This is a genomic window from Cupriavidus sp. GW822-FHT02D05, assembly GCF_058802485.1.
The window spans coordinates 22,148-35,719 of record NZ_JBXAOE010000044.1 but is presented as its reverse complement, the minus strand read 5'-3'; the positions used below and the strand labels follow the sequence as shown (position 1 = coordinate 35,719).

Annotated in this window: 13 protein-coding genes and 1 pseudogene; 4 read left to right on the top strand and 10 right to left on the bottom strand. The window is 61.6% G+C overall.

Features of this window, described 5'->3' with window-relative positions; genetic code table 11:
- Positions 1 to 17: 17 nt before the first annotated feature.
- Together AC1RQK_RS36895 and AC1RQK_RS36890 are read right to left on the bottom strand one after the other, a co-directional pair.
- Positions 18 to 327, bottom strand: a pseudogene (locus tag AC1RQK_RS36895) (gluconate 2-dehydrogenase subunit 3 family protein); the annotation flags it as partial.
- 88 nt (positions 328 to 415) lie between these two features.
- A complete protein-coding gene (locus AC1RQK_RS36890; RefSeq protein WP_416046926.1) occupies positions 416 to 1,294 on the bottom strand; it encodes an alpha/beta fold hydrolase in 879 nt (292 codons plus the stop codon).
- A gap of 560 nt (positions 1,295 to 1,854) precedes the next feature.
- Between AC1RQK_RS36890 and AC1RQK_RS36885 the strand changes: the two genes are divergently transcribed.
- Positions 1,855 to 2,559, top strand: coding sequence for an alpha/beta fold hydrolase (locus tag AC1RQK_RS36885; protein WP_492374916.1), 705 nt, complete (start codon positions 1,855 to 1,857; stop codon positions 2,557 to 2,559).
- 185 nt (positions 2,560 to 2,744) lie between these two features.
- The gene (locus tag AC1RQK_RS36880; RefSeq protein ID WP_492814353.1) at positions 2,745 to 3,728 is read left to right on the top strand and encodes an MBL fold metallo-hydrolase; all 984 of its coding nucleotides are present in this window, start codon (positions 2,745 to 2,747) and stop codon (positions 3,726 to 3,728) included.
- 303 nt (positions 3,729 to 4,031) lie between these two features.
- Here AC1RQK_RS36880 and AC1RQK_RS36875 read toward each other — a convergent pair whose 3' ends face one another.
- From AC1RQK_RS36875 to AC1RQK_RS36860, 4 genes are all read right to left on the bottom strand, one after another.
- Entirely contained in the window at positions 4,032 to 4,595 is a 564-nt protein-coding gene (locus AC1RQK_RS36875) for an RNA 2'-phosphotransferase (RefSeq protein ID WP_492374914.1), read from the bottom strand.
- On the bottom strand, positions 4,592 to 4,906 hold the full coding sequence (locus AC1RQK_RS36870) for a hypothetical protein (protein WP_492374913.1): 315 nt from the start codon (positions 4,904 to 4,906) through the stop codon (positions 4,592 to 4,594). The genes AC1RQK_RS36875 and AC1RQK_RS36870 overlap by 4 nt, the downstream gene beginning before the upstream one ends.
- A 42-nt stretch (positions 4,907 to 4,948) precedes the next feature.
- The gene (locus tag AC1RQK_RS36865) at positions 4,949 to 5,497 is read right to left on the bottom strand and encodes a hypothetical protein (RefSeq protein WP_492814350.1); all 549 of its coding nucleotides are present in this window, start codon (positions 5,495 to 5,497) and stop codon (positions 4,949 to 4,951) included.
- A 181-nt stretch (positions 5,498 to 5,678) separates the two neighbouring features.
- Positions 5,679 to 6,554 carry a LysR family transcriptional regulator gene (locus AC1RQK_RS36860; protein WP_492814348.1) on the bottom strand — a complete coding sequence of 292 codons (876 nt, stop codon included), beginning with the start codon at positions 6,552 to 6,554 and terminating at the stop codon, positions 5,679 to 5,681.
- Positions 6,555 to 6,651: 97 nt separating this feature from the next.
- Here AC1RQK_RS36860 and AC1RQK_RS36855 point away from each other — a divergent pair, with 97 nt between their 5' ends.
- Positions 6,652 to 8,064 (top strand): MFS transporter, encoded by a 1,413-nt coding sequence (locus AC1RQK_RS36855; protein ID WP_492814346.1) that lies wholly within the window; start codon positions 6,652 to 6,654, stop codon positions 8,062 to 8,064.
- 34 nt (positions 8,065 to 8,098) lie between these two features.
- Here the strand turns inward: AC1RQK_RS36855 and AC1RQK_RS36850 are convergent, their stop codons facing one another.
- Positions 8,099 to 9,505, bottom strand: coding sequence for a cation:dicarboxylate symporter family transporter (locus AC1RQK_RS36850; protein WP_492814344.1), 1,407 nt, complete (start codon positions 9,503 to 9,505; stop codon positions 8,099 to 8,101).
- 33 nt (positions 9,506 to 9,538) lie between these two features.
- The gene (locus AC1RQK_RS36845; RefSeq protein WP_492814342.1) at positions 9,539 to 10,909 is read right to left on the bottom strand and encodes a class-II fumarase/aspartase family protein; all 1,371 of its coding nucleotides are present in this window, start codon (positions 10,907 to 10,909) and stop codon (positions 9,539 to 9,541) included.
- Positions 10,910 to 11,701: 792 nt separating this feature from the next.
- Here AC1RQK_RS36845 and AC1RQK_RS36840 point away from each other — a divergent pair.
- The gene (locus AC1RQK_RS36840; protein ID WP_492374907.1) at positions 11,702 to 11,950 is read left to right on the top strand and encodes a Crp/Fnr family transcriptional regulator; all 249 of its coding nucleotides are present in this window, start codon (positions 11,702 to 11,704) and stop codon (positions 11,948 to 11,950) included.
- 133 nt (positions 11,951 to 12,083) lie between these two features.
- On the opposite strand, the gene AC1RQK_RS36835 is transcribed toward AC1RQK_RS36840, so the two are convergent.
- Complete coding sequence (locus AC1RQK_RS36835) at positions 12,084 to 12,440, bottom strand: SpoIIAA family protein (RefSeq protein ID WP_492374906.1); 357 nt, start codon at positions 12,438 to 12,440, stop codon at positions 12,084 to 12,086.
- A gap of 397 nt (positions 12,441 to 12,837) precedes the next feature.
- On the bottom strand, positions 12,838 to 13,572 hold the full coding sequence (locus tag AC1RQK_RS36830) for an MgtC/SapB family protein (RefSeq protein WP_492374905.1): 735 nt from the start codon (positions 13,570 to 13,572) through the stop codon (positions 12,838 to 12,840).

The window sequence follows — 13,572 nt, the reverse complement described above, 5'->3', positions numbered from 1 at the left end:
GTGCGTATCGATATTTGCACCTTGCCCGTCTGCAGGTCGGTCAGCACCTTTTCCTGAGTGGCCTTGTCCAGTTCGGCGAATACCTTGCCATGCTCCTTCTTGCACCATGCGTTGCAGGCTGCGATGCCGTGCCGATAGTTGTCGCGTGGCACCAGGCTCAACTGGTAGCCGAACTCCAGCACCCGGTCCGTGTGGAAATGGTCTCCGCATGTACCAGAGCTTGCCGTGGCCGAACGGCGTTTCCATCTGGCGATCGACGAACTCGGGCAGCCTGGCAGCGAGTACCTGGCGCAGGAAGCGCCTGCGAGGCTCTTTGTCTTCCGACATGGCTGTCTCTTATGGGGTGCTTGCGGAGAAGGGTCACGCTGGGATATCGCCACCGGTGTGGCCCTTCGAGGTGGTTTCGTCGCGCCAACTACGCGCCGTTCCAGCCGCGCAAGAAGTCGATCAACAACTCGTTGACATGGGCAGGCTGCTCTTCCTGCGGCAAGTGGCCACACTGGGCGATAGGTTCAGCGCGCAAGTTGCTGGCCATTCCTTCCCAAACGGCCTTCATATCGAACATCCCGCCCACCGCGTAGAAGTCCTCGCCCCAGATCGCCATCGCGGGACACTTGATCTTGACGTCGGCATCGATCAGGTCCTGCGCCACATCTTCGGCGTTCGCCCGATAGTCAGCCATTGCTCCGCGCACTGCGCCGGGCCGCTTGTACGCGCGGACATAGGTGTCGAACGCCTCGCCTTCGATCGTGTGTGGGTTGTAGCACCAGTCGGCGAAGAAATGGTGGAGCCACTCGGCTTCCTTACCTGCGATCAGGGTCTCAGGGAGGTCCGACACCAGATGGAAGAGGAAGAACCAATAGGCGCGCGCGGTCTGTGCGCTCATGTTCTGCGCGACGACTCGTGTCGGCACGTTATCCATCACCACCAATCGGTCCACGCGCTCAGGATGATCCTTCGTCAGTCTCGTCGCCACCCGGGCACCGCGGTCGTGCCCTACCAGCGCCACCTTGCCGATCTTCAGTTCATCGAGCAGGCGGGTGATGTCCAGCGCCATGTTCCGCTTGTCGTACCCCGAGGACGGCTTGTCTGTTTCCCCGTAACCGCGCAGATCGGGAGCGATGACCCGATAGTGCCGGGCCAGCGCCGGAAACTGAAATCGCCACGCGAAACTGGTTTCCGGAAATCCATGCAGAAGCACCACGGGAGGTCCGTCACCGGCTTCGAGAAAATGCTGTCGAATACCATTCGCACGAATCGTATGATGCTTGATCCGAATCTGGCTATTTTCCATGATGTCTTACCTTCTGGCGGGGAACGTTAAATTGTTGTCCTCTCACTGATCGACATTCCGCATGCGGATCGATTTTTCGTTTTTATTAAATTCCCCAAAATTGTGAATGTCATCAATCGGGCAGCTTCGCTTTCTGACTCCCTGGCAAGCTCCCTCCATTCTTCGAAAGAAAGCTGAAATTTTCTACCCGATCCTCGTAGAACCGGCTAACACCAAGGTCGTAGGTCGCATCGCATCAGCCCGCCCCGCACACAAGCCCAACACGTCGCTCCTGCGCCAAGACACCTGTTGATCCAACACGTCGCTAAGACTACCGTCTCGACGATTATCCGTAAGTAGTATTGACCACAGGAATGGCATCCGTTTAACTTGCTGGGCTTCATGACACTTTCAGGTCACCAGAATGGTGTCGATCGAGCTTTTTCCCCTGGCCCGAAATAATCGCCGCAGCTAGTAGGCGCGCATCATCCTTCGCCTGTTTTTCGACTGCGCTCGATCAGCGCACTATCCGAACGATAGCCAAACTGAATCCGGTCACATTCCGGTCAAGGAGTTTCCAAATGAATGCTGCATCGCCAAATGGCGTAACTGTCGTGCTCGTCCACGGTGCATGGGCTGATGGGTCAAGTTGGGCACGGGTCATCCCGCACCTGCTGGACAAGAACATTCCCGTGGTAGCAATCCAGAATCCCACCAGCTCGCTCGCCGACGATGTGGCCGCGACCGAGAGGGCGATGGCGTCGATCAAAGGCCCGATTGTGTTGGTTGGGCATAGCTGGGGTGGGACGGTCATCACCGAGGCAGGTAACGATCCCAAGGTGAAGGGGTTGGTGTACGTAGCCGCGCTTGCGCCGGGGGCAGGCGAGTCGACGGGCGACCTGGTCTCGTCACATCCTGCCCCGCCGGCGCTGGGAAAGATTCAGGATGATGGCCGCGGTTACCTTAAGCTCAGCCCCGAGGCCTGGATCGAAGATGTCGCGAACGATCTGCCGGCATCCGAGGTGCGCATCCTCGCAACGGTGCAGCCTCCTTTGCCTACCAGCACGTTCGGCGACAAGATCACCAAAGCCGCGTGGCAGACGCGTCCGAGCTGGTACGTCGTGGCGACGGACGATCGCGCAGTGAGCGTGGAACTTCAGGCGGAACTCGCCAAACGGCTCAAGGCGAAGACGACTGAACTGAAGGCAAGCCATCTTCTGATCCTGTCGAAGCACCGGGAAGTTGCAGACGTCATCATCGACGCGGTTAAGTCGGTTACTGCTTAACCTGGCCTGCGTCTATGCCCGCCAGCGCCGGGGGCCATGCAGTGATTCCACGAGGCGGTAGCATCCGCCCTCACGATGGTCCGGAACGCGTGCGTGACTTCCCGAATCCCTCTGCCGGTTCCCGTCGCGATAGCGCCTCGGTCCGGGGTGCGAGCCCTACCCATCTCCTTGCGGTATCCGAAGTCATGAAGCAAATCCTCAAACGCCTGGCGCTCGCCTGCACACGGCTGGTGTTCACAATAATGCTGGGGGCATCTGTTCTGCCTTCCGCGCAGGCCGCGGCACCACAAGTTCGTACACAGGGGCCCGGCTTTCACCGCGTCATGGTCGGAGACTTTGAGGTGACGGCGCTCCTGGACGGAACGCATGCGTTTCCGATAGATGCGGTTGTTGAAGGGGTGTCCAAGGCACAAATCAAACGCGACCTCGATGAGGATTTCCTGCAAGCTCCCGTCCAGGGTTCCATCAACGCCTTCTTGATCAACACTGGCGCAAAACTCGTCCTGGTCGATGCCGGGGCGGGCGTGCTCTATGGTGACTGCTGCGGACACTTGTTGGCCAACCTGCGAGCGTCTGGCTATCAACCGGAACAAGTTGACGAGATCCTGCTGACGCACCTGCACAAGGACCACGTTGGTGGTGTCGACGCCAGCGGAAAGATGGCGTTTCCAAACGCCATCTTGCGCGTGAACCAGGCCGAAGCAGACTACTGGCTCAATCCAGCCAGCAAATCAAAGGCGCCCGACTTCCTCGCAACGTTCTTTGATGCGGCCATCGCATCGGTCGCACCTTATGTTGCGGCAAACAAGGTCCGCCCGTTTATCGGGGACATCGAACTGGATGCCGGTATTCAGGCAATGGCATTGCCCGGCCACACTCCCGGACACACGGGGTATCTGATCCGCAGCAAAGGGGAGGGAATGTTGGTCTGGGGCGATATTGTCCACGTTGCCTCAATTCAAATGCGAACACCCGAGGCGACGGTCAAGTACGATAGCACCGCGACCGAGGCGCAACGCTCGCGCCGCTCGGTCATGGATATGCTGGCAACCAGTCATTACACGGTAGGTGCGGCCCACATCGCCTTCCCCGGCTTGGGGCACATTCGAAGAGCGGGAAACAAATATGAATGGGTGCCCCTGAACTATGTGGGAGAACCCGGAAAATAGCCCCGCCGTTTGTGGCAGATGATGAGCCGCCGCCTGCTCGTCATGTATTAAGTCGGCCACTGGTCGCGAAGGCAACCTAAGCGAGGGACGTGCCCCCCGCCAGGCGTTCGGAACACGCTCCGGCGCGCAGCGCGATCGGCTGGCTAGCATTCGTTTGGACCGGCGAGGAACATTGGCGCTGCGTTGGACTTCCACGCAATCTCATCGCTCTCATCGTCGCATCAACCAACCAATGTCTGTCAGGTGAGTGCCCGCAATCGATTGCATTCAAACTGCCGTCCTCAAAGGGGGCATTAAGCCACATCATCCAAGAAGCTTGGGCAAGTCGATCGGTTGTATGAACTGAGGCGGCACCGCTTGCGTGAGCCAAACACCGTTCTGTGATTGGAAGAAGGCGTGACCGAGCTCGTACATCTTCGCGGACTCCACCCTCAACACAATAGGACTGCCGTGCCGACGCCCAACGACAAGCGCGGTAGCAATGTCTGCCGACAGATGCACGTGCTGCCGGTTCTGCGGCTTCAAGCCTTGGTCCTGAATGGCAGGAACGAACCTGCTTGCCGTGCCGTGGAAAAGTTGCACAGGCGGCTTTAGCGCTTCGAGACCAAGATTCACATCGATCGAGTGTCCCTGGTTGGCTCGGATCATCAGCCCGTCGTCGCTGATGGCAAACCGCCTCTTGTCGCTGGTCGCCACGATCTTCTCAAGCATCTCACGATCAATTCGCTTGCCGTGCGCGTTGGCTTGCCGCAGAAGCAACTCGACATTCGCCCAACCGGCTTCATTCAGCGAAAGGCCTATCGTTTCCGGAGCGTGTCTGAGCACCAGACTAAGGAATTTACTGCTGGACGTCAGGTCTTCACTCAATTCGCCCACTCCTGATGCTCCGGAAGCATGCATGTCTCGATCCAGTTCTTCATGTCGGTGTAGAAAACGGTGATGGGCCAGGGTAAGCGCCCGCGCGATTTCGACCAGGTTAGATGAACCACCGCAACCCGACCACTACCATCGAGTATTTCAAACAAAGCATCGTCGCCCGGGCCCCTTCCGATAAGTTTTGCAAGCAGCCCGAACATTTCGTGCCCCGGCGGAACCTCCAGCGCGAGCTGTCGCGCGAAGGCTTCGTGAAATTGCTCGTCCATACTTTTAGTGGACCACCACGGTTCAAGCCACTCCATGCATATACCTTTCACAAATAGCCATTCTTGGCCAGTGGCGAATCATCGTTCTTTGGCAAGACTTTCGGCCTGTCGCCGAACCCTGGCAAGCATACGCCGCCGGATTAGCCCACTGACAGGACGGATGATGTACCAGTAGGGAGCAAATCGGCGACGAACCGCCGCGGTTGGACAAAACACCCGGGTCTCCGTGCTCAGCACGGATGCGCCTGACGCATCGGCATCTACGTTGAAGCCCATGACGAGCTGGCAGACGTCCATTCTGACGCTCGCCTTGAAGGCTTCGGGGGACCCAATGTCCAGCAAACCGTAATCTGCCCGCCAGAAAGCTCCGGTCAGCCCGAACGCCAGCCCGGAATCCCCTTCGCGACCAAGAAATGTGAAATCGTCGAGATCTAGCGGGCGTCTGCTCGACCGGTTCATCCATCGCGACGGCAGTTCGCGCAGGCCAATGGCCAGTCGTACCAGCGGATCATCTTGCGCACGTTGGCGAGCAACGCAATCCAGAATAATGTTCGCTGGCGCGTGTACGAGCGCAGCGTGTCGCTCGCGGAAATCATATTGAGGCAGAAAATCGTCAATCAGAGTCATTTATATTTTTCCCACCGCACGCGAGATTTGCATCCTATGGTCTGCAGTTCACTCCACGAAGAGAATTGCCTGCCATCCACACGTCGATTGTCGACGATCCAGGCGTCCGTGTCGACCGGCCGATACTGGCGGGCCCGGCCGCGTTAGCCGGCCCCAAGCAGCCGCTTGAGAGCCCATGTGCCTATTCCGAAGCGGATCCAAATGCGCCGTGCCCGGCCACTACTTCGCTAAGAAAGTCCATCACCGCGCGCACAGGGGCCGAGCGCCGCAAGTCCCTGTGCACCACCAGCCAGATGTCGCGCGAGAATGCAGCGCCCTCGTGTTCCAGCCGTACCAGGCCCGCATCGGCATCCCCCAGGAAACAAGGCAGGCCAGCCACGCCCGCCCCTGCGCGGGCAGCGGCGAGATGGCTGCTGATATCGCTGAGTTCGCAGCCCACGGGCCGTGGCCCCGCCAGCTCCAGCAGCCAGCGCTGCTGCGGCATGTCGGCGAACTGCGCATCGTAGGCAATAAAGGTCCAGTCGCGGGGACTCCGCAATGCCGGATAGTCGAGGCTTGCGTACAAGGCGAATGGCATCTGCCCCAGCTTGCGCACCACACTGCTCGACTCGCTGGGCCGCACCAGCCGTAGCGCTACGTCTGCCTCACGGCGCGTCAGCGACACCGCGCGGGCCTGCGCCGACACGCAGAGTTGGATACCCGGATAAGCCGCGCGGAAATCCGCCAGGCGGCCGGCCAGCAGATGTGTGGTCAGCACCGGTGGCGCACTGAGCGACACCTTGCCGCTCACGGGCTCGTGGCTGGCACGCGTCTGCCGCTCGATAGCGAACGCGGCGGCTTCCATCGTCCTGGCTTGCTCGAAGACCGACACCCCGAGCGGCGTCAGGCGGCACGAGCGCGGCAGGCGTTCAACCAGAAGCGCTTGCAGCCCGGCTTCGAGCGCGGCCAGCCGGCGGCTTACCGTGGCGTGATCCACCTGCAAATCGCGCGCTGCGCCGGACAACGTGCCGGTGCGAGCGACTGCCAGGAAGTGGCGAAGATTTTCCCAATCGAGCATCTGTGCGTTTTCTCCAGGTTCGGTGGAGATTTTAGGGAATTTACGCGGATATGTCTGCAGCCTAGCATGCGGAGATCCTATCGTTGGAATCCATGCCATGCCTACCACCACCAATGCGCAACGGGCCACCCTGCTGGCCGCTGCGCTCGGCTTTGTCGTCGTCCTGCTGGACGTCAGCGTCGTCAATGTCGCCCTGGATACCTTGCGGCAAGGATTCGCCACCGATGTGGCGGGGCTGCAATGGGTGATCAACGCCTACACGCTGGTGTTCGCGGCGTTGCTACTGACCAGCGGAGCGCTCGGAGATCGCTTGGGCGCCAGACGGGTGTTCCTGATGGGGCTCGCGCTGTTCACGCTGACGTCGGTGGCGTGCGGCGCGGCGGGCAGCCTGGCGATGCTGGTGGTGGCCCGGCTGGGCCAGGGCATTGGTGCGGCGCTGCTGGTGCCGAACTCGCTGTCGATGCTCCAGCGGGCCTTTCCCGAACGCGAACAACGCAGCCGCGCAGTCGGCTGGTGGGGTGCGATCGGCGGCATCTCGCTGGCGGCCGGGCCGGTGCTGGGCGGCCTGCTGGTGACCCACTTCGGCTGGCGCAGCATCTTCCTGATCAACCTGCCGCTGGGCCTGATTGGCCTGTATCTGACGTTGCGCCATGTGGCCGCCGATGGCAGCGGACATCACCGCGGCCTGGATTGGCCCGGGCAAGGCGCGGCCATACTGGCGCTGGCCGCACTCACCGCATCGGTCACCGAAGCCGGCCGTCTCGGCTGGGGACACGCCTGGGTACTGGCGGGGCTGTGGCTAGCCTTGGCGTCGGCGGCCGCCTTCATCCGCATCGAATCACGCAGTGCTGCGCCGATGCTGCCGCTGGCGCTATTGCGCATCCCGGCGTTCAGGGTGGCGTCGCTCGCCGGTGTGATCGTGAATTTTGCCTACTATGGCCAGATCTTTGTCTTCAGCCTGTTCTTCCAGCTTCAGCAGGGACTATCGCCACAGCAGACCGGGCTGGCGTTCCTCCCGATGACGGTGGTACTGATGGCAGTCAACGTGCTCGCCGGCCGCCTGATCACGCGGATGGGCGCGAGATACCTGATGGTGCTGGGATTGCTCCTGGCCGCCCTGGGTTACCTGATGCTGTTGCCGGTGCGCATCGACGGCCCCTACTGGCTGCTTGCCCCGCCGATGCTGCTAGCCGCCAGCGGCATCGCGCTGATGGTGCCGACCATGACCAATGTCACGCTGTCAGCCGTGGATGGCTCCCGCGCGGGCATCGCCTCCGGCGTCCTCAACTCAGCGCGGCAGGTGGGCGGTATGCTAGGCGTGGCGGGGTTCGGTTACCTGGTGCGCGACACTGCCCCGCAGGCCTTCATGCGCGGCATGCATCTCTCGCTCTGCCTCGCGGCCGCATTGCTGCTGGTGGGAGCCGTGACGTGCTGGTTTGGCATTCGTGCGGAACGTCCCGCCGCTAGCGAGGACGGGCAGCAAGGCGCCACTGGAACCAATGCTCTCTAATCGGCACCTTCGCTGCCATGGCGGGATGGTCCGATCACGCTCCGGATTTCGAGAGCGGGATACCGGCAGTGTGTGGATTGCCTTCCTTGGAGTCCTCAGGCAGAAGGTTGCCATCGTCGAGCGCAGCATCGGCGTTGGCCGTTTCGGGAAAGCGCTCGGGATACAGATGCCGCTGCGCAATCTCGTGGTCAAAGGTGCCGGACCACTTGGCAATGACCACGGTCGCGACGCTGTTGCCGATCGTATTGCAGGTGGAGATCGCCATCGACAGGAAGCGGTAGACGCCAAAAATGACGGCCAGTCCTTCGACCGGCAGCATCCCGGTCGAAGTCACCGTTGCAGCGAAGACCACGAAGGAGCCGCCGGAGACGGTCGCCGCGCCCTTGGAAGTCAGGAGCATCAGCAACAGGATCCCAATCTGCTGATCCAGCGACAGCGGCACGCCGTAGGCATGCGCGATGAACATCACGCCCATGGCCATGAAGAGCGAGGTGCCATCGAGGTTGAATGCGTAGCCGGTTGGCAGCACCAGGCCCACGGTCTGCTTGGCGCAACCCAACCGCTCCAGCTTGATCAGCAGGCGGGGCAGTGCACTCTCCGACGATGCGGTGCCGAGCACGATAAGGATCTCGTCCTTGATGTAGCGCAGGAAACGCCAGAGACTGAAGCCTGCCAGCCGTGCCACCAGGCCCAGCACCACCACGATAAACACCGCCGCCACCGCGTAGAAGCTGAACACCAGTTGGGCCAACGCGATCAGCACCGCGGTGCCGTTGCTGCCGACCGAATAGGCTACCGCGCCGAACGTGCCGATCGGCGCCAGTTTCATCACCAGGTTGATGAAGGAGAACAGTACCTCGGAGATCTGGTCGAGCCCCTCGTTGATCTTCTCGCGCCGGCCTTCCGGAATGGCGAGGATGCCGATGCCAACCATCACCGCAAGCACCACCACCTGCAGCAGTTCGCCCTTGGCAAACGCCCCGACAAAATTGTCTGGCACGATGTGGGCCATGAACTCCAGGAAGCCGTGCTGCCCGGCCTTGGCCACCACCGGCGGGGCGGCGCCGGTGGCTACGGTGGTCATGCCCTTGCCGATCTGCAAGAGGTTACCCGCCAGCATGCCCACGACCAGGGCAATCGTCGAAAGCACTTCGAAGTAGAAGATGGAGCGCCAGCCAACGCGGCCAGCACTCTTCACATCGCCGGCGGATGCAATGCCGTGGACAATGGTGAGGAACACAAGCGGCGCCACGCCCGCCTTGATCAGCGAGAGGAACATGTCGCCGAGCAGCTTGAGCTGCGAGGCGAACTTCGGGAAGATGAAGCCCACCGCGATGCCAAGCACCAGGGACACCAGCACTTGCATACCCAGCTTGCGATACCAGGGTAGTTTTCTCGGGGGCGAGATCAGCGCATCTGCGCTGGATGAATGGTTTTCCATATCTGTCTCCTCGATGCTGTTTGATGCTGTTTCTTACACACCGTTCGACAGCGCGATGGCGCGGTCCACCATCTGCGGCGCCAGGCCGAGATAGTTGGCCGGATCCGTCAACCGGTCGATCGCCGCGCGATCGAAGTGTTGCGTGACCTCAGGCAGTGCCATCAGTGCCTCGGCCAGCGTGCCGCCCTTCTCGTTTACGGTGCGGCAGGCGTCGTAGACGATGTCGTGCGCCTGCTGGCGGCCGGTGAAGGGGGCCATGCCCATCATCACCGCTTCGGCCACGATCAGGCCACGAGTGATGCCGAGGTTGTGCTTCATGCGTTCGGTATCGACGATGAGGCCGCCAAGCGCGAACTTCGCCTGGTGAAGGGCACCCGCAGTGAAGATGAAGCTCTCGGGAATCGCAATCCACTCCGCATGCCATGGGCCGGTCGCGCGCTCGAAGTCTTGCACCATGGCATCGACCATCAGGCCGGCGTGCTGGCGCACTGCCTTCGAGGCGGCCAGCATCAGTTCGCTGGAGATCGGGTTGCGCTTTTGCGGCATGGTGCTGGAAGCGCCACGGCCTTTGACGAAAGGCTCATAGACCTCGGCGAACTCGGTCGATGCCATGATCATGATGTCGAGTGCGATCTTGCCAAGGGAACCCGTGATCAGTGCGAGCAGGTTCACCGCCTCGGCAAAGCCGTCACGTGCCACATGCCAGGTGGTTGCCGGCACGCCCAGCCCAAGTTCCTCGGCCATCGCCTGCTGCACCGCGAAGCCCTTGTCACCCAGCGAGGCCAGCGTGCCCGCCGCACCGGCAAACTCCACCACGGCCACCCGTGGGCGCAATTCCGCCAGACGCTGCTGGTGGCGGTCGAACATGGCGAGCCAGATCGCGACCTTGTAGCCAAAAGTGACAGGCAGCGCCTGCTGCAGGTGGGTGCGGCCGGCCATGGGCGTATCGCGATGCTTGACCGCCAGGCCGGCCAGGATGGCGCGCAGTTCGCGGACATCGGTGTCGATGCTGTCGAGCGCGTCGCGCACCTGCAGTGCCACCGCGGTGTCCATGATGTCCTGCGTGGTCGCTCCCCAGTGCACGTAGCGGCCGGCATCGCCGCACATGCCCACAAGCTGATGCACCAGCGGCAGGATCGGGTACCCGACGATGTCCGTCTCCTCACGCATATGGTCAAAGTCGATACGCTCGATGCGCGACTCGCGCGCAATCACTTCCGCCGCCTCGGCCGGGATCACGCCGACGCGCGCTTCGGCCTTCGCCAAGGCGATCTCGGCGTCAATGTAACGCTGGATCAGCGCCCGGTCGGAGAAAATCTCGCGCATCTTGGCGGTGCCGAAGGCATCGCGGAACAGAATCGAATCAACAACGGTGCTAGCCATGGGGACGGAAAAAGTGGACATATCGGCCTCTGAGGTAATTGCTGGTTTCGCGAACACGCTCAAATATGTTCGAACATATCCAACTATAATATGTTCAAACATATTCACAACCATGGGTTTACCCTAGCGCCATGAAACCGCCCGCTCCCCTCGCCATGCCGAAGCTCAACTTCGCATCGCCTGGCATCTTGATCAGCGCGTTGATCGAGGCGCGTTACGGCCGCTGCATTGGGGGCGCGTCCGCAGCGCCTCGGATCAGGGCTTGGCAGGCATGCAAGGCATGCGAAATTTCAAATGCGGACGTCGACATGTAGCGGCTGCTTTTTCCGCAAGGCTGGGCAAGCCGCATCGCCTTTCAACACCTTGCCGTCTGCCAACGTCAGCACTGGGACCGGCAGCCCGGCGCCGCCGGTCTCGTCTGTCCCCTTGTCACGCGCATAGATGCGGCTCCGTACTTGGGAGCATGCAATGTCGCACGCTGCTGGCCAACCTGATTCATGCCGACCGGCTGGTCGGCCGGCGGTACGCCATCAGCAACCGCCAGCGAGTATGTCCGGGCGCTGGCATCGCGCTCAGCCCCCGGCAAGAAAGGATTGATGGCGCCAGGCGCCGGTTTGATCAGATAGTCGGCCACCGATTCGACTGGCACGCCGGCGCCGTCATACTGCCGACACGGACGCAAGACTGCTTGTCCTTTCGCGGGCGCAGTTCGCGCGGAGCGTCAAGGAAGGACCAACGGCCTACCGCTACTTCGCGCTGCTCATCGCGCAGCGGCATGCCTGCGTCCTTCGCTATATCTCAGATACAAAACTGATGGCCCCGGAGGCTCGCGTACGCGCGAGGCTGGCGGAACTCCTGCTGTTGCAGCGCCCGCTGGTGCCTCAAGGCGGTCCCGTCACCTTGAAGGTTTCGCAGGTCAATCTTGCCGCGATGATTGGTGTGTCCCGCCAGACATTGAATAAGCTCCTGAAGCAATTGGAGAAGCGCGGGCTGATCGAGATCGCATTCCGGAGCATTCGCGTGATGGATCCGGAGCGCTTGCGGGATGAGGACAACACCTGACACGGGCATTTCAGTGCCGGGCCGCTTGGCGGGGTCCATGTCCCCTACCGATCGATCCGTGACCTAGCTCGCAATGCGGGCTGGCCCCAACTCGGCGATAGCCTGGGACGATACGAGATTCGCCGGGCGGCGCTCAGGCGTTGATCCAGGCGCGCGCCTGATCCAGCTCGTTGACGTGGAACACCTTGACTTCGGCCTTCGTGAAGAACCGCGCCAGATGCATCGAGGCGTGGATCCATCCCGCGTCGGCCACCACGGCGGCGCGCGTGATTTTGCGGGCCACGGAAACGCCGAGCGTCAGGTCGGTCCACAGTGCCTTTGGCTCGATGCCGGTGAAATGCTCGATGCGTTCGAGCACGCGGGTCTTGCCGTTCAGTTCGAGATCCCCTCGCAGGCGCTCGATGGCTTCGCGCAGATCGCGGTCAGTGATTTTGCCTTCGACGGAAATCTCGACGACCGGGGAATCGGGGTCAGTGTGATACAGGATCATGGCAGGACCACTTGGCTGGGGAGGCGTAACACGCTCAGGCACGGACGAACCTAGCGCTCGATCACCTCCTGATGGTACGCCTTTTCGCACGGCTCGGACCGCACGGGTTCCTGGCTCGCCAGAACTGGACCCAGGAACTGTGAGACAAAACCCACTAACCGTGAGACGTGACTGTTCCGTCTCAAATCTATTAGGCAACGGGTGTACAAAGGATCAATGACTTAGCTTGCCGAGTTTCAAACAAGCTGAGCAGGATTCTCAAAGTTAGTGGGCGAACGGCACGATTTGTCTCACAGTTAATGCGCATATGGAGACGTGATGCCGTCCAGCGCGGACTGGAAAACGTGCGTCAGATGCGCTGCGCGGTGCGGCGGCGATGGCCAAGACGCTACCCTGCTCAACTGCGCACCGGCACGATACTGAACCGGGAGACACCCTGGGTTGCAGCCATCTCGGCCGCCAGTCCTGCCGGCGATAGTGCGCGCGCCTTGTCCGGCGCGACCAGGCTGATTCGCCACACGGCCTGGTTGTCGGCAAACGTGATAGTCAGGCTGTCGTGCAGCACGCGATAGCCGCGGGACTTTGCCCTGTCGATCAGTAGATCGAGATCCGGCGCTTCACCGGGTTGGAAAGTCAGAGACACATCCAGCGTCGTGCGCCCCGGAAGCCTGGATTCAAGTCGGTGCAACAGAGACATCGAGCTCACGCATAGCACGGCGAGCAGCAACGCGGCGGCATAAAAACCAACGCCGAGCAACACGCCTATGGCCGAGGCAGCCCAGATGGATGCCGCGGTCGTGAGGCCGCGGATGCGCATGCCGTCCTTCATGATGACCCCGGCGCAGAGGAAGCCGACGCCGGTGACCACGCCCTGGATGGTATGGGTCGGGTCTGCCTGGATGTGCGCTGTGGCGCCGCCGTACCAGAGCGGCGCGTGGCCGACGAACACCGTCAGCGCCGTGGACGCCATGCACACGAGGCCGTAGGTGCGCATGCCGGCGGCGCGGCCATTGTACGAGCGCTCGTAGCCTACCAGCATGCCGAGCAGCAGCGCGCCCACCATGTTCAGCCCGATGAACGCGTTGGCGGCGAGAAAGGCGCCGCTCCAATAGTGCTGCAGATCTCCTAGCAT